Origin of the sequence: Corynebacterium liangguodongii, from assembly GCF_003070865.1 — a bacterium.
GTDB classification, from domain to species: Bacteria; Actinomycetota; Actinomycetes; order Mycobacteriales; family Mycobacteriaceae; genus Corynebacterium; species Corynebacterium liangguodongii.
Genome location: NZ_CP026948.1, coordinates 423828 through 441853 on the forward strand (window position 1 = coordinate 423828; position 18026 = coordinate 441853).

The 18026-nt window shown below is 68.0% G+C and carries 16 protein-coding genes; 8 read left to right on the forward strand and 8 right to left on the reverse strand.

The features are described from left to right. Positions 1 to 5: 5 nt before the first annotated feature. Positions 6 to 362: a DUF5319 domain-containing protein gene (locus tag C3E79_RS02090; protein ID WP_108405002.1), complete on the reverse strand. Its 357-nt coding sequence runs from the start codon at positions 360 to 362 to the stop codon at positions 6 to 8. A gap of 148 nt (positions 363 to 510) precedes the next feature. On the opposite strand from C3E79_RS02090, the gene guaB reads away from it, so the two are divergent. Genes guaB through guaA form a run of 3 tightly spaced genes read left to right on the forward strand, consistent with a single transcriptional unit; the run spans position 511 to position 4814 of the window. Then, the gene (gene guaB, locus C3E79_RS02095) at positions 511 to 2034 is read left to right on the forward strand and encodes an IMP dehydrogenase (protein WP_108403419.1); all 1524 of its coding nucleotides are present in this window, start codon (positions 511 to 513) and stop codon (positions 2032 to 2034) included. 12 nt (positions 2035 to 2046) lie between these two features. Continuing rightward, a complete protein-coding gene (locus C3E79_RS02100) occupies positions 2047 to 3201 on the forward strand; it encodes a GuaB3 family IMP dehydrogenase-related protein (protein WP_108403420.1) in 1155 nt (384 codons plus the stop codon). Between the two features lie 50 nt (positions 3202 to 3251). Further along, positions 3252 to 4814: a glutamine-hydrolyzing GMP synthase gene (guaA, locus tag C3E79_RS02105; RefSeq protein ID WP_108403421.1), complete on the forward strand. Its 1563-nt coding sequence runs from the start codon at positions 3252 to 3254 to the stop codon at positions 4812 to 4814. Between the two features lie 90 nt (positions 4815 to 4904). On the opposite strand, the gene C3E79_RS02110 is transcribed toward guaA, so the two are convergent. Beyond that, positions 4905 to 5933, reverse strand: coding sequence for a PspC domain-containing protein (locus tag C3E79_RS02110; protein ID WP_108403422.1), 1029 nt, complete (start codon positions 5931 to 5933; stop codon positions 4905 to 4907). Between the two features lie 112 nt (positions 5934 to 6045). On the opposite strand from C3E79_RS02110, the gene C3E79_RS02115 reads away from it, so the two are divergent. Further along, complete coding sequence (locus C3E79_RS02115) at positions 6046 to 7203, forward strand: ATP-binding protein (RefSeq protein WP_179948303.1); 1158 nt, start codon at positions 6046 to 6048, stop codon at positions 7201 to 7203. A 9-nt stretch (positions 7204 to 7212) separates the two neighbouring features. Here the strand turns inward: C3E79_RS02115 and C3E79_RS02120 are convergent, their stop codons facing one another. Next, positions 7213 to 8301 carry an oxidoreductase gene (locus C3E79_RS02120; protein WP_108403424.1) on the reverse strand — a complete coding sequence of 363 codons (1089 nt, stop codon included), beginning with the start codon at positions 8299 to 8301 and terminating at the stop codon, positions 7213 to 7215. Positions 8302 to 8352: 51 nt separating this feature from the next. Next, positions 8353 to 10242, reverse strand: a complete 1890-nt coding sequence (locus tag C3E79_RS02125; protein WP_108403425.1) for an FAD/NAD(P)-binding protein — start codon at positions 10240 to 10242, stop codon at positions 8353 to 8355. 28 nt (positions 10243 to 10270) lie between these two features. Between C3E79_RS02125 and C3E79_RS02130 the strand changes: the two genes are divergently transcribed. From C3E79_RS02130 to C3E79_RS02145, 4 genes are all read left to right on the forward strand, one after another. Next, positions 10271 to 10921 (forward strand): LuxR C-terminal-related transcriptional regulator, encoded by a 651-nt coding sequence (locus C3E79_RS02130; RefSeq protein ID WP_108403426.1) that lies wholly within the window; start codon positions 10271 to 10273, stop codon positions 10919 to 10921. Positions 10922 to 11345: 424 nt separating this feature from the next. Next, positions 11346 to 11834, forward strand: a complete 489-nt coding sequence (locus C3E79_RS02135; RefSeq protein WP_235840549.1) for a hypothetical protein — start codon at positions 11346 to 11348, stop codon at positions 11832 to 11834. Between the two features lies 1 nt (position 11835). Then, positions 11836 to 13404, forward strand: coding sequence for a DNA polymerase Y family protein (locus C3E79_RS02140; protein WP_108403428.1), 1569 nt, complete (start codon positions 11836 to 11838; stop codon positions 13402 to 13404). Between the two features lie 49 nt (positions 13405 to 13453). Then, entirely contained in the window at positions 13454 to 14368 is a 915-nt protein-coding gene (locus C3E79_RS02145) for a sucrase ferredoxin (RefSeq protein ID WP_108403429.1), read from the forward strand. Here C3E79_RS02145 and C3E79_RS02150 read toward each other — a convergent pair. From C3E79_RS02150 to C3E79_RS02165, 4 genes are read right to left on the reverse strand one after another with little or no spacing between them, the layout of a single operon-like run. After that, on the reverse strand, positions 14355 to 15035 hold the full coding sequence (locus C3E79_RS02150; protein WP_108403430.1) for a methionine ABC transporter permease: 681 nt from the start codon (positions 15033 to 15035) through the stop codon (positions 14355 to 14357). The two genes, C3E79_RS02145 and C3E79_RS02150, sit on opposite strands and share 14 nt — an antisense overlap. Then, positions 15032 to 16060, reverse strand: a complete 1029-nt coding sequence (locus C3E79_RS02155; protein WP_108403431.1) for a methionine ABC transporter ATP-binding protein — start codon at positions 16058 to 16060, stop codon at positions 15032 to 15034. Before C3E79_RS02155 ends, C3E79_RS02150 begins: the two co-directional genes overlap by 4 nt. Beyond that, positions 16060 to 16947: a MetQ/NlpA family ABC transporter substrate-binding protein gene (locus C3E79_RS02160; RefSeq protein ID WP_108403432.1), complete on the reverse strand. Its 888-nt coding sequence runs from the start codon at positions 16945 to 16947 to the stop codon at positions 16060 to 16062. Before C3E79_RS02160 ends, C3E79_RS02155 begins: the two co-directional genes overlap by 1 nt. A 9-nt stretch (positions 16948 to 16956) precedes the next feature. Further along, positions 16957 to 17853: a MetQ/NlpA family ABC transporter substrate-binding protein gene (locus tag C3E79_RS02165; RefSeq protein ID WP_108403433.1), complete on the reverse strand. Its 897-nt coding sequence runs from the start codon at positions 17851 to 17853 to the stop codon at positions 16957 to 16959. Positions 17854 to 18026: the final 173 nt, after the last annotated feature.

Consider the following 18026-nt stretch of genomic DNA (forward strand, 5'->3'; position numbering starts at 1 on the left):
CGCCCCTAGCGTGCGTCGAGCCCGTCGAGGTAGCCCAGCGCGTAATCCCAGGGCACGTAGGCCTCGACGTTGGGCTGGGCGCTCGGCTCGTGCACTGGAGGCAGCTCGCCGTTGAGCGTGGCCAGCATGTTTTGCTCCATGATCTCCCAGTCGTAGTAGTGCATCTCGCGGCAGTCCTCGCACTCGAAGTAGATGCCGAGGATGCCGCGGGGGCGCAGGACCTCCTTGAACTCGCGCACCTGCGCGAGGTCCCGAATCACGCTCACGCGCTCTTCCGCGCTGAGCGGCTCAACGACCTCGTCGTCCTCGATGAACGATGCCGGGTCGTTCGGGTCGTCCTTGAAAGGGTCGAGCGGCATCATATCGTCGTAGTTCACACTGGCCTACCCTAATTCGCTTGCCATAAGCGGGGCAATTCACCTGTGGGTATGTGGCAGCCCCAGCAGCGGTATATCATGACGTGAAACGTACGAGGTGAACCTTTTGCAGTCACAGGGGAGAGGCGGTTTCATGGCCAGCGAACGAGTAGCTACAGGTGGAGACGACCCGAACAAGGTGGCTTTGCGGGGCCTGACCTTCGATGACGTCCTGCTCTTGCCGGCCGAGTCGCACATCGTGCCCTCCGAGGTGAGCACGTCCTCGCAGTTCACCCGCAACATCCGCCTCGGCATCCCGATCGCGTCGGCGGCGATGGATACGGTCACGGAGTCGCGCATGGCCATCGCCATGGCGCGCCAGGGCGGCATCGGCGTGTTGCACCGCAACTTGAGCGCCGCGGACCAGGCGGAGCACGTCGATATTGTCAAACGCTCCGAGTCCGGGATGATCACCAACCCCGTGACCGCCTCTCCCGAGATGACGATTAGGGACGTCGATACGCTGTGCGCGCGCTTCCGCATCTCAGGCCTGCCCGTGGTTGATTCCGAGGGGACCCTGGTGGGCATTATCACCAACCGCGACATGCGGTTTTTGTCCGATTTCGATCGCCCCGTCTCCGAGGTGATGACGGCGATGCCGCTCGTCGTCGCCCGCGACGGTGTCTCGAAGGAGGAGGCGCTGGCCAAGTTGTCGTCCAACAAGGTCGAAAAGCTCCCGATTGTCGACGACGCAGGAAAGCTCACCGGGCTGATCACGGTCAAAGACTTCGTCAAATCGGAGCAGTACCCGAACGCGTCGAAGGACAGCCAGGGCCGCCTGCTCGTCGCCGCAGGCATCGGTACCGGGGACGACTCCTACGAGCGCGCGGGCTTGCTCGTGGAGGCCGGGGTTGACGCCCTCGTGGTCGATTCCGCCCACGCGCACAACAACCGCGTGCTCGAGATGGTCTCCCGCGTCAAGCGCGATTTCGGCGACCGGGTCGACGTCATCGGCGGAAACCTCGCCACCCGCGAGGCGGCCGCCGCGATGATCGAGGCCGGAGCCGATGCGATCAAGGTGGGGATCGGACCGGGCTCGATTTGCACCACGCGCGTCGTCGCCGGCGTGGGCGCGCCCCAGATCACGGCGATCCTCGAGGCCTCCGTGCCAGCCCAGGCCGCGGGCGTGCCCGTCATCGCCGACGGCGGCATGCAGCACTCCGGCGACGTGGCCAAGGCGATCGCCGCCGGCGCGTCGACGGTGATGCTCGGCTCGATGCTCGCCGGCACGGCGGAGGCGCCGGGCGACATCGTCGTTGTCGGCGGCAAGCAGTACAAGCGCTACCGCGGCATGGGCTCGATGGGGGCCATGCAGGGCCGCGGGCTCACCGGCGAGAAGCGCTCCTTTTCCAAGGACCGCTACTTCCAGGCCGATGTTGCTAGCGAGGACAAGCTCGTGCCCGAGGGCATCGAGGGCCGCGTTCCCTTCCGCGGCGACCTCGACGCCATTACCCACCAGATCGTCGGCGGCCTGCGCGCCGCGATGGGCTATACCGGCTCGACGACCATCGAGGACCTGCAGACGAAGCGGTTTGTGCAGATCACCTCCGCCGGGCTGCGCGAGTCGCACCCGCACGACATCACGCAGACCGTCGAGGCACCCAACTACCGTGGCTAGGAAGGCAAGCAGATGCGCGACTACGTAGAAATCGGGATCGGCCGGGAGGCCCGCCGCGCCTACCGGCTAGGCGAGCTCTCGCTGGTTCCCTCGCGGCGCACGAGGTCGTCCTCGGACGTGGATACGACCTGGAACATCGATGCCTACACCTTCGACATCCCGTTGGTATCCCACCCCACCGACGCCCTGGCCAGCCCGGAGTTTGTCATCGAGATGGGTAAGCTCGGCGGGCTCGGCGTGCTCAACGCCGAAGGCATTCTGGCCAGGCACGCCTCGCTTGACGACGCCATCGCCAGCGTGCTTCCGCCCGAATTCGATCCGCGAGAGTGGACCTACGATGACATCCTCAAGGGTGGGCGCGAGTCGACGAAGGCGCTGCAGGCCCTCCACGCCGCCCCGCTCGACCACGACCTGCTCGCCGAGCGCATCGCCCAGGTGCGCGACTCCGGTGTTACCGTTGCCGTGCGGGTCTCCCCGCAAAACGCCCGCGAGCTCGCCCCTGTGGTGATTAAGGCCGGCGCCGAGATCCTCTTTATCCAGGGCACCATCATCTCCGCCGAGCACGTGCAGCGGGGTGGAGAACCGCTCGACTTAAAGGAATTCATCGGCTCCCTCGACGTCCCCGTCATCGCGGGCGGGCTCTACGACTACACCACGGCGATGCACCTCATGCGCTCCGGGGCGGCGGGCATCATCGTCGGGTCCTCGACAGTCTCCTCGGCCTCGACGGGCGGCCTCGGCGTGCCCATGGCAACTGCGATTGCCGACGTCGCCGCCGCGCGCCGCGAGTACCTCGACGAAACGGGCGGCCGCTACGTTCACGTCGTCGCCGACGGGGAGATCGCCAACAGCGGCAACATCGCCACCGCGATCGCCTGCGGCGCTGACGCGGTGATGCTCGGCCGCCCGCTGGCGCGGGCCGCCGAGGCGGCGGCCCGCGGCTACTACTGGGAGCACGCGGCTGCGCACCCGCGCTTCCCGCGCGGCTCTGTCGAGCGTATCGATTTGGGCGGCGCCCCGGCCCCTCTCGAGCAGGTGCTCAAGGGCCCGTCCTCGGATCCCTTCGGCGAGACGAATCTGGTCGGTGGCCTGCGCCGCATCATGGCGAAGTGCGGGTACACGGACGTGAAGTCGTTTCAGAAGGTCGGGTTGACGGTCTCGCGCTAGGTGCGTGCGTAGGGGAGGGGCAGCGGGCCCGTCGGCTAGTATGTGACACTGTGACTCAAGCCCAGAAGCCCCAGCAACGCCCCGTCCTCGTCGTCGACTTCGGTGCCCAGTACGCCCAGCTCATCGCGCGCAGGGTGCGCGAAGCGCGGGTGTACTCGGAGGTGGTGCCGTCGACAATCACTGCGTCCGAGGTCCGCGAGCTCAACCCCGCGGCACTCGTGCTCTCGGGAGGTCCCTCCTCCGTCTACGCGGAGGGCGCCCCGCAGCTCGACCCTGAGATCTTCGAGTTCGACGTGCCGATGTTCGGTATTTGCTACGGCTTTCAGGTGATGACGCAGGCCCTCGGCGGCACGGTGGAGGAAACCGGCAAGCGCGAATACGGGCGCACCACCGTGCTCACCACCGAAGGCGTGCTCCACGGCGGCCTGCCCACCGAGCACCCGGTGTGGATGAGCCACGGCGACTCCGTGACCCAGGCACCGGAGGGCTTTACCGTGACGGCGTCGTCCGCGGGCGCGCCGGTGGCGGCGTTCGAGAACGCGGAGAAGCGCTTCGCCGGCGTGCAGTACCACCCCGAGGTCATGCATTCCCCGCACGGCCAGCATGTGCTCACCCGCTTCCTCACCGACATCGCCGGGCTTGAGCAGGATTGGACGGCCTCCAACATCGCCGACCAGCTCGTCGAGCAGGTGAGGCAGCAGGTGGGCGAGGGGTACGCGATCTGCGGCCTGTCCGGCGGGGTCGATTCCGCGGTCGCCGCGGCCATCGTTCAGCGCGCCATCGGGGACCGCCTCACCTGCGTCTTCGTCGATCACGGCCTGCTGCGCCAGGGCGAGCGCGAGCAGGTCGAGCAGGATTTTGTTGCCGCCACCGGCGCGAAGCTGGTCACCGTGGACGAGCGCGAGGCATTTTTGGACAAGCTCGCCGGGGTGACCGAGCCGGAGGCGAAGCGCAAGGCGATCGGCGCGGAGTTTATCCGTTCCTTCGAGCGGGCGGTTTCTGACGTGCTCTCCGACCACACGGTGGACTTCCTCGTCCAGGGAACGCTCTACCCGGACGTCGTCGAGTCCGGCGGCGGCACGGGTACTGCGAACATCAAGAGCCACCACAACGTCGGCGGCCTGCCTGACGACGTCGAGTTCACCCTCGTTGAGCCCCTGCGCCTCCTGTTCAAGGACGAGGTCCGCGCGGTGGGCCGCGAGTTGGGGCTGCCCGAGGTCATCGTTAACCGCCAGCCCTTCCCGGGGCCCGGCCTGGGCATCCGCATCATCGGCGAGGTCACCGAGGGGCGCTTGGAGACTCTGCGCCGGGCCGATGCGATCGCCCGCGAGGAGCTCACCCGCGCAGGACTCGACAGCCAGATCTGGCAGTGCCCGGTCGTGCTGCTTGCCGACGTCCGCTCGGTCGGCGTCCAGGGCGACGGGCGCACCTACGGGCACCCGATCGTGCTGCGTCCCGTCGCCTCGGAGGACGCGATGACAGCGGACTGGGTGCGCGTGCCCTACGAGGTGCTAGAGACCATCTCCACCCGCATCACCAACGAGGTAGCAGGTGTCAACCGCGTCGTGCTCGACATCACCTCGAAGCCGCCGGCCACCATTGAGTGGGAGTAGCGCCACCCCTGGGGGGCAAGGTGCACGGTGCCATGAGCGCGGATCAACGAGCTATGAGGCCCGGCGTTACCGCGGCTAGGGGGAGGGTTTTTAGGGGCTGACGACGCTGATCTCGCCGATGCCGACGTTGACGTCGAGCGTGAGGGTGGGGCCGGGGGAGGCGTCGTTAAGCACGGGCGGGCAGTTGTGCTCGCCGATGCCCTCGTCGCAGGAGAACATCACGCGGGTATCTCGCGGGGCGGTGATGGTGACCTTGCCGATGCCGTGATCGATGGTCACCGTCTTGTCTTCGGTCAGGGGTGCCATGTCGGAGAAGTCGAAGGACGCGGTGCCGATGCCCGAGTTGTAGGAGCCGTCGAGGTTGTCGGTGATGGTGAAGGTGTCGTCGGAGTGGTCGACGCTGATCAATCGCGCGCCGGAGGCGAACACCGCGATGGCCACCGCGACGGTGCCGAGAGCGACGAGCGCGCCGGTGCGACCCCGCGAAGCAGGCGCGGGCGCAGGCTCTTCCGACGGATCGGGCAGGTGCCACAGCTCGGGAACCGTCCCGAGCGGGTCCCATTTCGGCGGCCGGGGCGAGCCCACCCCGGGGTGGGGGTAGCCCTCGGGCGCCGTGAGATGGGATGTATCCGCCTCCTCGGTGACCGTACCCTCGCCGGGGCGGGCACCGAGACCCGCAGGGGGCACCGGGTGCGCGTTGTGCAGCAGGTAGAGGGCGATACCGGCGAGGGCGAAGGTGACCAGCGAGGAGGCTGCTGCGCCGCCTGCGCCGGCGCTTATCGACGGCAGGAGGATAACGAGCCCGACAAGCAGCCACCACCCGGTCTCGCGGTCCTTCTTCTGGTGCGCGTCGAGGCTCCCCTTGGGTGCGTTGATCGCCCTCCACGGGGAGGTATCCATGCCGAAGCGCGGCATGTTGAGCCACATCAGCAGGTAGAGAAAGAGGCCCCCGCCGTAGACGAGGGTGAGCGCGACAAAGGCGATGCGGACGACGACGGGGTCGATGCGGTAGCGGGCGCCGATGCCTTCGCAGACACCGGCAATGGCGGCGTTGCCGCCCTGGTCTTTGGGGATTCGTACGGGGCGGGTGGACCAGATGTCCTGAAGCGTGGTGTTCATGCTTTAAGCATGGCGTATCCGCGCCTCGTCACACCATCCGGAAAACCCCGGGTTTTCCCACTCGGGGTAAACCCTGATGCGCCTGAGGCGAGCGCCGTGTGAGAATCGGGGCATGCCAGACCAGACTGCCTCCCTCTACCCGCGCTACGTGCGCAGCCGCCCCGGCCGCGTCGTCGCCGGGGTAGCCGCCGGCCTGTCCTCCCACCTCGGGGTGGAGGTGTCGTGGGTGCGCGTGTTCTTCGCACTGGCGAGCTTCGCAGGGGGACTTGGGCCAATCCTCTATGCCGCGCTGTGGGCCCTCGCGCCGCTACGCGATGGCACCGCGGTGCGGGGAGCGGGGAGCTGGCCGCGCTGGGTCAACACCACGCTCGTGGCGGTGAGCCTGGCGGGAGTGTTGGTCTCGGTATCGCTGGCGAGCGGGCTTGGGGCGGTCTTTACCTTCATCGTTGGGGTGGTGGCCGTCGGTGCGGTGGTGGCCTGGCAGGCGTACGACCGCGACCTGGGGTCGAAAAGGAACGTCGCGGCGCTCGCTGCGGGCATCGCGCTGGTGATGAGCGGGGTGCTCGCCATTGCCGTGCTCGGCGAGAACGCGGGCCTTTTCGGCATCGTCGCCGCCGTGCTCTCCAGCGTCTTCGGGGTCCTCCTGCTCGTGGTTCCGCTCATCGTGCGCCTGGCCACATCGCTCGTCGCGGAGAGAGAAGCAAAGGCGGCGGCCGACCAGCGCGCCGAGATCGCCTCGAAGCTGCACGATTCGGTCCTGCAGACCCTCGCGCTGATACAAAAGCGTGCCGGGGACCCCGCCGAGGTCTCGCGTCTGGCCCGCGGGCAGGAGCGCGAGCTGCGCTCGTGGCTTTTCGACGGCGACGGTGCCACGAAGGCGCACCCCGCCACGGTCTTTACGGCGCTGACCAGGGCGGCAGGCGAGGTCGAGGACCTGTTCTCCGTGATCATCCGCCCCGTCACCGTCGGCGAGGACGTCGCCTACACCGAGGGCAACGAGGCGATCGTGCTAGCGGCGCGCGAGGCAATGGTCAACGCCGGCAAGCACTCGGGGGCCGATGCCATCGATGTGTACGCGGAGCACCTCGCAGGCCGGCTCAGCGTGTTTGTGCGCGACCGCGGGCGCGGCTTTGACGTCGGCGCGGTGCCTGCGGATAGGCACGGCGTGAGTGAATCGATTGTGGCGCGGATGGAACGCGCCGGGGGCAGCGCGAGCGTGACCTCCGCGCCCGGGGAGGGCACGGAGGTCGAGCTTTCGCTGCCAGCCTAGCCTTGCCTTCTAGCCGAGGGCGGGGTAGTCGTTGTAGCCCTTCTCCCCGCCGACGTAGAAGGTGGCGGGATCGGGCACATTTTCCTCGGCGCCGGACTTCCAACGGGCGATGAGGTCGGGGTTGGCCAGGATCGGGCGGGCCACGGCGGCGGCGTCGACCCAGCCCTGCTCGACCATCTCGGCAGCGTCCTCGCGGGTGGTGGTCTCCGGCGTGCTGATGGTGGCGTTGCCGAAGATGACACCATCGAAGTGCTCCCGCACGAGCTTGGCGAAGGTGCCGTTGAGGTTCTCCTGCTCGATGGAGATGTAGGCCAGGCCGATTTCGTTGAGCGCGTCGACGAGCGCGGTGTAGGTCTCGATCCCGTGCGCCTCATCGGACTCGTCGACGCCCTGGATGCTCATGCCGGGGCAGATGCGGATGCCGAGGCGGTCCGCGCCGATCTCCTCGGCAACCGCGCGGGCGACCGAGATCGGGTAGGCGGCGCGCTTTTCCGGGGTGCCGCCCCATTCGTCGTCGCGCACGTTGGAGTTCTTGCCCAGGAAGGTGTGCAGGAAGTAGCCGTTGGCGCCGTGGAGCTCCACGCCGTCGAAACCTGCCTCGATGGCGCGGCGGGCCGCGGCGACGAACTCGTCGCGAGCCTTCTCCAGCTGCTCTGCGGTGGCAGGCTCCGGCGTCTCGTAGGGCAGGTGGTTTCCCTGCTCGTCGCGGCTGTGGCCCTCGTGGGCTACCGCGCTCGGCGCCTCGACGGGCAGGCCGGTGACCTTGGTGTGGGTGTTCCAGCCGGCGTGCATGAGCTGGACGACGATCGCTCCGCCCTCGGCGTGGACAGCGTCGGTGATCTCCCGCCAGGCGGGGATGTGCTTATCGTCGTAGAGGCCGGGCTGGGTGTACTGGACACGGCCGGCCAGGGAAGGGGATGTGCCGTCGGTGACGATGAGACCGACGGAGGCGCGGTCGCGGAAATACTGCACCATCATCGGGGTGGGGGTGCCGTCGGTTGCGGCGCGCAGCCTACCCATCGGCGCTTGCACCACGCGGTTGCTCAGCTCGATCGAACCCGCGGTGAGCGGCTGCCAGAGAACATCGATGTTAGCCATGTTACCTTTCCATCATTCTAATAGAATCGATAGGGTAATTGCCCTCGCTCGCTACATGCTACGCTGTTTTGCGACACTCAACAACGAGGCCGCTACCTTGTCAGTTTCCTGCAGAAAAGGGGCGTTCGTGCCGGGCATCGGGGAGATGGCGACGTCCGCCCATTGGCTGTCGGTGGGGATGCCACAGACGTGAACCCGGGGGTCGAGCTCGCCGTCCGCACGGACGACGCGCCTCGTCGCCCCGTCGGTCTCCGGGGCGGCGGTGGGGGTGCCGTGCGGGCTAAACGGGCGCACGCGGCCGGCGCTGAGGAGCGAGCGCATGAACGGGTCGGCGGTGCGGGAGAGGTTGGGGTTGGGCAAGAAGGCGTCGGCAAGTACGCCCGCTCGCGCCACCCTCCCCTCGCTGGAGAGCTCGTAGCCGGCCTCGTCGATCGCGAGCGAGGGCCGCGGGCCGAGGAAGCGCACGAGCCCGCACTCGACGAGCGCGTAGAGCTCGCGGGTGCGAAAGAGCGGCGGGCCCGAGCCGACCATCTGGCCGAAGGCCATGAACTTTCCCAGCGCCGTATCGTCGGGGGCGGCGCGGCCGTTTTCGGTGGCCAGGCCGGTGGGCTTGCGCGCGCCGTGGATCTCCCACAGGGCGGCCTTGACCGGCGAATCCCACCCCGCGGCCGCCTCGCTGATGTCGCGCCCCATCAGGTCCTTGATGCGGGCCGTGAGCTCGTCGATGCCGAGCCCCTCGGTGCCGCGCAGCGGAGTGATGCGCTCGACGAGGTCGAAGGGCTCGCTGGATACGCCGTCGAGCGCTGCGGTCAGGGCGGCGGGGACGCGCTCGATGTCGTGCGCGGAGGCGTGCGCCTCAAGGTCGGCGTCGTCGATGCGGCGCACAATCTTATCGACGCCCTCGTTGAGCGCCTCCGGCCTCACGCGGGCGAGGGTGCGGTAGTAGGCCTCGAAGACGTCGCGCACGAGGTCGGGCCAGAGCTGGGTGCCGAAGCTGATCTCGGCATCGCCGCGCGAGAGCTGCGCGAGGCGCGCCTTGTGCCGCGCGAGCACGGCCTTCGGCGGCAGTGAGCGGTAGTCGGATTTTGGCAGGTAGGGGTATCCGCGGCCCGAAGTGACGGTGAGCCGCGGCTCTGCGCCGGAGGGGACGTAGCGCAGGCTGGCGGGCTCGAAACGGCCCCCGCGCCCGGCGGTGACCAGGGTGAGCAGGTCGAAAAAGCCCATGCCGAGCCCGCGCACGAGCACGTCCTCGCCCGCCGGTAAGGCATCGACGTCCTGCTCGATGGGGTTGTCGGGGCGGACCCAGGGGTGCCCGCTGCGCGCGAGGCGTTCCTCGGAGGTGTTGAGGAGCCATCCCGTGGAGGCCACGGTGGCGTCGGCGGTGATGCGCTCGCCGGTCTCAAGGGTGATCTCGTCTCGCCCGTCTCGCTCTGCTATGCCCACCGCCCGGGCGCGGTGGCGCTCCACCGTCACCGCTTCCGGCAGCCGCGCCAGCGCGACACCGAGTACCCAGCGCAGGTAGGCGCCGTAGAGCGCCCGGGTGGGGTTCGACTCCTCCCGGGTGCGCGCGATCTCCGCGGCAAACCCCTCGGCCACCGCCTCGCTTACGGGGTGCGCGCGAAGCAGCCTCGCCTTGGGTTCAGTGAGGGGCTCGCCGCGCAGGGCCTGGATCCACTCGTAGAGTGTGGGGCCTTCGAGCACGGCCGCGCCGACGCTCGCGCCGGGCTCGGTAAACAGCGTCACTGCTCCGGCGAGGGTGTTCATGCGCATCTCGCGGGGCTGGTCGGTGCGCCAAACGCGGCCGGAGCCGATCTCGGAGTCGTCGATAAGGTGCAGCGTGAGCTGCGGCACGGCGGCGACGCCGTCGAGATACGCGGCGATCCGCTCGACGGTGGAGATCCCGCGCGGCCCCATCCCGATGAGTGCGATGTGTGCGTCCATGTCCACCACACTAGCTAGCATCGGGTGTATGGTTGGCGTCTTTTTGGTTGATGACCACTCGGTGTTCCGGGCCGGCGTGCGCGCCGAACTGGCGGCAAAGGTCGACATCGTCGGTGAGGCAGGCACGGTCGCGGAGGCTATCTCCCGCATCGACGTGGCGCGCCCGGACGTCGTGCTTGTCGACGTCCACATGCCCGACGGCGGAGGCCTCGCCGTCATCCGGGGAGTCACGGCGCCGACCCGCTTCCTCGCGCTGTCCGTCTCGGACGCCGCCGAGGACGTCATCGCGCTCATCCGGGCGGGCGCGCGCGGGTACGTGACCAAGAATATCAGCGGCGCCGAGCTCGCCGAGGCCATCGAGCGGGTCAACGGCGGGGATGCCTACTTCTCCCCACGCCTGGCCGGTTTCGTCCTCGACGCCTTCGCTACGGGCGGGGTGGTCGAGGATCCGGCGGGCGAGCCGGTCAAGGTCGACGACCCGCTTGTCGACGCCTTGACGCGCCGCGAACTCGAAGTCCTGCGCCTACTCGCCCGCGGCTACACCTACAAAGAGATCGGTAAAGAGCTCTTCATCTCGGTCAAGACCGTAGAGACCCACGCGTCGAACATCCTGCGCAAGACCCAGACCTCCAACCGGCACCAGCTGACCCGGTGGGCGGCGGACCGGGATTTGGATTAGGCACCATTCGGCCCCGAGGGGCGCTGTCTGGATCAGGTAAACCCGGAGAGATAAACCCGGAGAGGTAAACCCGGAGAGGTAAACCCGCGGGTCTTCCGCCTCAACTCGGAGCATGTTCGGGGTGTCCGGGTTGAGGCTGAACCCGGCCTTGGCGTGGCGGGCGAGCATTAGGCTATTTGTTCGAAACGCGGCGTTGCTCATGTCGCGACCGCGGTGCATACTGTAGAGCGTGAATGGAACGGCTATTCGATTTCAGGGGAAGGGGGAGGAACCTTCCCGCAGCGCCCAGATTGCCCAGCTGCGTGCCAGGGTAGAGGCTATGGGGGGCGCCCCGGAGCCGCGCCGTTTCGCGCCGGGGGACGTCTTAGAAGTTGGCTCACAGTTTCGATCTCTCCTTCCCCGCGGGGGTCTGCCGCGCCAGGCGGTGACACACGCGAGCGAGACCGCCGCCCTGGTTGTCGAGATGCTAGAGGCAGTCACCGCGACGGGCGGTTTTGCCGGCGTGGTGGGCTGGCCGGAGCTGTCGTACGCCGGGATCTCCCATCTCGAGCGGGTCATCGCTGTGCCGGATCCCGGGATCGACCCGCTGAGCGTTGCCGGGGTGCTTGTTGAGGGCCTCGACCTCGTGGTGCTGCACTTACCGCAGCGCATCGCGCTGAGCCCGGTGCGCGCCCGCCCGCTGCTTGCCCGCGTGCGGCGTGGCCGGGCGGCGCTTATCACCGTCAACGCGGAGGTGCCTTCCCCGGCGCTGCGGCTGAGCGCGCGGGTGGTCGGCTTCCATGGCATCGGGCGCGGCTCTGGCCGCATTACGGGGTTTGACCTGCGGGTCGAGGCGGCGGGTCACCGCACGGCCTCGGCGGTGATCACGCTGGGGCAGGCGGCGGGGCGTGCCCCGCTCGAGGCGGTGCGCTAAGGTGCGCGTGGCCGCCGTGTGGTTCCCGGACTGGCCGGTTCAGGCCGCGCGCCTGGACGCGGACGGTGAGCTGGCAGAACCTATCGCCATCGTGCGCCAGCACAGGGTTAAGGCCTGCTCGCAGGATGCCCGCGCCCGCGGGGTGCGCCGCGGGATGAAGCTGCGTCACGCTCAGGCGCTTGTCCCGGAGCTTCAGGCGGTAGACGATGACCCGGAGCGCGACGGGCGTATGTTCGCTGGGCTCGCCGCAGGGCTCGACGATGTCGCCGCGAGCGTGGAGATCCTCCGCCCGGGACTCGCCGTGGTCGATATGGCGGCGGCGGGGAAGTTTCACGGTGGCGAAGACCGCGCCACGGAGATGCTTATTGATGCCTCCGCGCGCCGTGGCATCGACGCCTGCGCCGGGGTTGCTGATGAAATCGCGACCGCGGTGATCGCCACGCGCGCGCAGGCCGTGGTTGAGCCGGGCGGATCCGCCCGGTTTCTGGCCTCCCAGCCGCTGCAGGTGCTGCGCGCGGAGGAGGCGCTGGGAGCCGATGCCGATACGCTCGCCGCGCTGAGCCAGCTCGGGCTGGCCACGCTGGGGGACGTGGCCGAGGTCCCGCCGCAGGCGATGGCGACCCGCTTCGGCGCACGCGGGGCACATATCCACCGCATCGCGCGCGCGGCACCCGACCGCCGAGTCGCGCCTGAACTGCCGACGCGGGATCTCGCGGTGGCGATCACCCCGGAAGACCCGATCGAGCGCGTCGATGCCGCCGCGTTCGCCGCCCGGGCGCTCGCCGCCGGCTTGCACGAGCGGCTGAAGGAGGCGGGGAGCGTCTGCCTGCGCCTGAAGGTCACTGCGGAGCTGGGCGACGGCAGTCGGGTCGAGCGCGTCTGGCGCACCCGCGAGGCCTTGAGCGAATCCGCCACCGCGGACCGCGTGCGCTGGCAGCTCGACGGGTGGCTCACCGCCGGCGGGGCGGGGCAGATCACCTCGCTTATTCTCGAACCGCTCGAGCTCTCTGCCCCGGAGGTTCTCGGCGAGCTGTGGTCTGCGGGCACGACGCGCGACGAGGCGCTGCGGGTGGCGCAGCGGGTGCAATCCCAGCTAGGCATCGACGCGGTGGTGCAGCCCCGGCTTGTCGGCGGGCGCGGGGTGGCAGAGCGCGTGGAGCTCGTGCCTTTTGGCGAGGACGCGCCGGGTCCGGACGGCCGGCCGTGGCCAGGGGAGATCCCGCCGCCGCTCCCCGCGCGCCTCGGCGGGGGAGTAGACCACCCGGCCTCGCGCGTGAGGCTCATCGACCAGGGGGGACGCCCCGTCGGGGTGAGCGCTGAAGTGCTGCTGACCGCCGAGCCCTACGCTCTGGCCTGGGGGGAGGGGAGATACCTCGTCACAGGGTGGGCGGGGCCCTGGCCGGTGGATGCGGGGTGGTGGACGAGAGCGCCGAATAAGGTGGCGCGGATGCAGGTCGTCGGCACGCGGGAGAGCGCGCAAGGAAGCACGCGGGGAAGCGGGGAGGAGACGTGCGGCTGGCTCCTGGCGTGGACGCGCGGGAGCTGGCGTGTGGAGGCCGTCTACTCTTAAACGTCACACAAGTATTGCGTAAATCGGGGGAAGGGTATGCTAAGTTCCTATGAGCGCCAGCACCGACGGGACCTTCTGCTCCGATGTGGAGGCGGAGCCGCTACCCGGCACCGCCAAGCAAGGCGATGTTTACGTGCTTTTTGAGTGGCCCGGCCCGTGGAGCCACGATGTGCTCGACGGCGCAACCCTCGGCCCCGAGCTCTCGGCGCGAATCAAGGCGCACCTGAAGAAGTTCGGCGCGACCCTGCAGCTCATCCGCCACCCCACGCGCGAGGGCCGCAGGATTGATAACCACCACCTCTACATCGTCCACACCCGCATTGGGCTCACAGAGGTCAAGCATGTCGCGGGGCCCGAGGCGATCTTGGATCTCGACCTCTCGGGCCCGGGGCTGAACCACGCGATGGCCAGGCTTAGCCCGCTGGTGCTCGTGTGCACGCACGGCAAGCGCGACCGCTGCTGCGCCGTCAAGGGCCGCCCCCTGGTCAGCGAGTTAGAAAGCCTCTACCCCTTCAACCGGGGCAGCGACGTGGTGTGGGAGTCTTCCCACCTCAAAGGGCACCGCTTTGCCGCCACGCTCATGCTCATGCCGTGGGGCTATAGCTTCGGGCGGATGAACCTCGAGGCCACCGACGCGATGATTAAGGACGCGATGCGAGGGATGTATTTCGTGCCGGGCAATCGCGGCCGTGGGATCTTCTCCGCTCCCGCGCAGGCCGCCGAGGTCGCCGTCGCCGCGCAGCTCGCCGGGAGAGGTACGCGGATTAGCTACGCGCAGCTCCAGGTTGTCGACGAAACAGTCGACGGCCAGCGTGCGAGCGTGTCGCTTGTCGACGCCCACACGGGCGCCACTTTCGACGTCACGCTTCGCCAAAGCGCCGTGAGCGGGGTGATCTCCTCGTGTGGCGAGGAACCGAAGGACGGCGTGAGCTGGGGAGTGGAAGAGATCTCTACCGGCGCATGACCTTCTTCGCCAGCCAGTTGCCCAGGAACTGGGCGAGCTGCACCATGACCACGATGACGATCACGGCGGCGAAGGTGACGGCGGGCTGGAACTGGCGGTAGCCGTAGACGATGGCGAAGTCTCCCAGGCCGCCGCCGCCGATGTAGCCGGCCATGGCGGACATGTCAATCACGGCGATGAAGATGAAGGTGTAGCCGAGGATCAGGGGGCCGAGGGCCTCGGGCAGGATGACGGTGCGGATGATTCGCCACGGGCCGGCGCCCATGGAGCGGGCGGCCTCGATCATGCCCGGGTCGATCGAGATGAGGTTCTGCTCGACGATGCGGGCGACGGTAAACGTTGCGGAGAAGCACATGACGAATGTCGCCGCCGAGCGCCCGATGGTCGTGCCCACCGCGGCCAGCGTGATGGGGTAGAGCATGGCGATCATGATGATGAACGGGATGGGGCGGAAGAAGTTCACCAGCACGTTGATGATCCAGTAGACCGGTGTGCTCTGCAGGATCCCGCCGGGGCGGGTGGTGTAGAGGAACAGGCCGAGGAGGAGCCCGAAGAAGCCGCCGACGACCATAGTGATGGCCACCATGAAAAGGGTGTCGCCGATCGATTCGACAAACGTGGGGCCGAGGCGCTCCCAGTTGGCCTGCGCGAGGACGAGTTGGTTCATCGGACGATCTCCTCAATCTCGGTGGTGCGCTGAAGCGTGGACAAAAACTCGCTGACGGCGGCGTCGTCGCCGGTCAGGCGCACGGTCATCTTGCCAAAGGAGTGGTTTTGCAGCGTGGTCACCCCGCCGTGCACAGGCTGGACCTCGACGCCTTGACGGCGTGCGGATTCCACCGCGCCGAAAAAGCCCGAGTTCTCGCTCAAATCCACGGTGAACAGTCGGCCGGGCTGCGCGAGCAGCTCGCGCGCTTCGATCTCGTCGGGCGTGTTGCGCAAAGAGGTGGCCACGAAGCGCTTCGCCACATCGGTGCGCGGCTGCGAGAAGACCTCGTAGACGGTGCCGTACTCGACGACCTTGCCGGCCTCCATGACGGCGACCTTGTCGGCGATGGCGCGCACGACCTCCATCTCGTGGGTGATGACGACGATGGTGATGCCGAACTCCTCGTTGACGCGGCGCAGCACGCCGAGCACCTCGCGGGTGGTCTCTGGGTCGAGGGCGGAGGTGGCTTCGTCGGCAAGCAGGAGCGAAGGGTTGGTCGCGAGCGCGCGCGCGATGCCTACGCGCTGCTTCTGCCCGCCCGAGAGCTGCTCGGGGTAGTTCGAGCCGCGGTCGGAAAGGCCGACGAACTCGAGCAGCTCCGCGACGCGCTTTTTGCGTTGCGACGCCCCCATGCCAGCAATCGTGAGCGGGTACTCGATGTTGCCCGCGGCGGTGCGGGAGTTAAACAGGTTGAACTGCTGGAAGATCATGCCCACGCCGCGGCGGATGGAGCGCAGCTCGTGCTCTTTCATCCCGACGATGTTGGTGCCGTCGAGAAGCAGCTCGCCCCCGGTCGGCATGTCGAGGCCGTTGATGAGGCGCACGAGCGTCGACTTACCGGCACCCGAGTACCCGATGACGCCGAGGATTTCACCGGGCTCGACGGTCAGGCTCACCCCGTCGACGGCCCTGACCTCGCGTTTGCCCGTGGTAAAGACTTTGGACACGTCCCGGAACTCGACCCGGGTGCCGGTGGTAGCCATTACTTGTACTCCTCCGTGAGCTTATCGAGGATGGCGTTGAGCTCTTCCTTATCGCGCTTGACCTGGACGGCGGTGCCGCCGGAGTCCTTGTTGAGCGCGTCGGTGACCTCGGGGGAGTGCCACACCTCGACCAGCCGCGCGTAGATCGGGTTGTCCACGTCCTCCGCGCGCACCGTGAACACGTTGATGTAGGGCTCCGCAAGCTCAGAGTTCGGGTCGTCCGCGGCGACGGAGGAGGCCGGGTCGATCCCTGCGCGGGAGAGCCAGTTGTTGTTGATCACGGCCGGGCGACCCTCGTGGTAGGCCGAGGGGGTCTGCGAGGCGTCGACGGCGACGACGGAGACCTTGGAGGCCGCCGCGTCGATATCCGCCGGTGTCGGGGTGAGCTTCGGCGCCCCGTCCTTCAGGGTGACCAGGCCGGCCTGAACGAGCACGTTAATAGCGCGTCCCTGGTTGGACGGGTCGTTGGGCACGGCGACCTCTTCGCCCTCGATGCCGTCGAGCGAGGAGTGGTCCTTCCAATACAGGCCCAAGATGTTGATCTCCCCGGAGCCGATGATGCGCAGGTCCTTGCCCGCCGAGGCGTTGTACTGCGCCTGGTAGTTGATGGTCTGGAACTTCGAGACCTCGATCTGGCCCTCGTCGAGCGCGGGGTTGACCGGCGGGTACTCGGTAAACTTCTCGATATTGAGCTTGATGCCCTCGTCCTTGGCCTTCTGCTCGAAGGCGGTCCAGGCTTGCTGGTCCGCGTCCGTGGTACCGATCTTGATGGTCACGGTGTCGTTGCCCTCGCCCGGGGCGTTCTCGCCGGATTCGCTGCCGCAGGCGACGAGGCCGGCGGCGGCGAGGACGGTGGCGGCTGCGGTCGCCGCAATGCGCTTGAACATCGTGTGCTCCTACTTCTTCTCGAGCTTGGTCAGGATGTCGTTGAGTTCGGCCTTGTCGCGCGTGACCTCAACGGAGGTGCCCTTGGAATCCTGCTCGTTGGCCTCGATGACCTTCGGGTCGTGCCAGATCTCGACGAGCTTGTTCAGGGTCTCGTTATCGATATCGCCCGCGCGGGCGGCGAAGACGTTGATATAGGGCTCGGCCTCCGGAGAGTTCGGGTCGTCCTCGAAGATGGCCAGGTCCGGCTCGATGCCGGCGCGATCGAGCCAGGTGTTGTTGATAATCGCCGGGCGGCCCTCGTTGTAGGCGGCCGGGGTCTGGGAGGCATCGACCGGCACGATGGTTACCTTCGACGCCTTCTTATCGACGTCCGCCGGCGTCGGGGTCAGCGGATCCGCCACACCGTCAGTGAGCTTGACCAGGCCGGCCTGCACCAGCACGTTAATTGCGCGGCCCTGGTTCGACGGGTCGTTGGGCACCGCGACCTCCTGGCCCTCGATGCCGTCGAGGGAGGTGTGGCCCTTCCAGAACAGCGCCAGCGGCACGATCTCGGTCGAGCCGACGATGCGCAGGTCCTTGCCGGAGGACGCGTTGTACTCCGCGAGGTACTTGATGTGCTGGAACTTGTTGACATCCAGCTCGCCCTGCGCCAGCGCCTCGTTGACCGGGGCGTAGTCCGAAAACGGCACGATCTCGAGGTTAATGCCCTGCTCGGCGGCAAGGTCGTGGAAGACCGACCACGCCTGCTGGTCTGCCTCAGTCGTGCCGATCTTGATGGTGGTCTGGCCGTTGGCATCCGTCGAGCCGGGGGTGGCGGGCTCGGCGGACTCGCCGCCGCACGCAACGAGGCTGGTGGCCGCGAGGCCCGCGGCGGCGATGGTGGCGATCACGCGGTTGAGGTGCATGAGTGCTCCTTTATGTAGGGGGAGATTGACGTCGGGAACTGAATCTATCACCTTCCGTACCGCTTAGTCTATTGTCTTGCACAACCGGGTCTGCATCTGTGGGGCTGTGCTGGTTTTTTGGGGGGGTGTTTTGGTGCGGGATGGCGGGGTGGCCTAGATGGGAAACCCCGCAG

Bases quoted from the DNA above. Each gene is read 5' to 3' on its own strand.
- C3E79_RS02150 (WP_108403430.1), bottom strand. From the start codon at position 15,035: ATGAACCAACTCGTCCTCGCGCAGGCCAACTGGGAGCGCCTCGGCCCC.
- C3E79_RS02165 (WP_108403433.1), bottom strand. From the start codon at position 17,853: ATGCACCTCAACCGCGTGATCGCCACCATCGCCGCCGCGGGCCTCGCG.
- C3E79_RS02130 (WP_108403426.1), top strand. From the start codon at position 10,271: ATGGTTGGCGTCTTTTTGGTTGATGACCACTCGGTGTTCCGGGCCGGC.
- C3E79_RS02090 (WP_108405002.1), bottom strand. From the start codon at position 362: ATGATGCCGCTCGACCCTTTCAAGGACGACCCGAACGACCCGGCATCG.
- C3E79_RS02115 (WP_179948303.1), top strand. From the start codon at position 6,046: ATGCCAGACCAGACTGCCTCCCTCTACCCGCGCTACGTGCGCAGCCGC.
- C3E79_RS02160 (WP_108403432.1), bottom strand. From the start codon at position 16,947: ATGTTCAAGCGCATTGCGGCGACCGCAGCCGCCACCGTCCTCGCCGCC.
- C3E79_RS02145 (WP_108403429.1), top strand. From the start codon at position 13,454: ATGAGCGCCAGCACCGACGGGACCTTCTGCTCCGATGTGGAGGCGGAG.
- C3E79_RS02125 (WP_108403425.1), bottom strand. From the start codon at position 10,242: ATGGACGCACACATCGCACTCATCGGGATGGGGCCGCGCGGGATCTCC.
- guaB (WP_108403419.1), top strand. From the start codon at position 511: ATGGCCAGCGAACGAGTAGCTACAGGTGGAGACGACCCGAACAAGGTG.
- C3E79_RS02120 (WP_108403424.1), bottom strand. From the start codon at position 8,301: ATGGCTAACATCGATGTTCTCTGGCAGCCGCTCACCGCGGGTTCGATC.
- C3E79_RS02100 (WP_108403420.1), top strand. From the start codon at position 2,047: ATGCGCGACTACGTAGAAATCGGGATCGGCCGGGAGGCCCGCCGCGCC.
- C3E79_RS02155 (WP_108403431.1), bottom strand. From the start codon at position 16,060: ATGGCTACCACCGGCACCCGGGTCGAGTTCCGGGACGTGTCCAAAGTC.
- C3E79_RS02110 (WP_108403422.1), bottom strand. From the start codon at position 5,933: ATGAACACCACGCTTCAGGACATCTGGTCCACCCGCCCCGTACGAATC.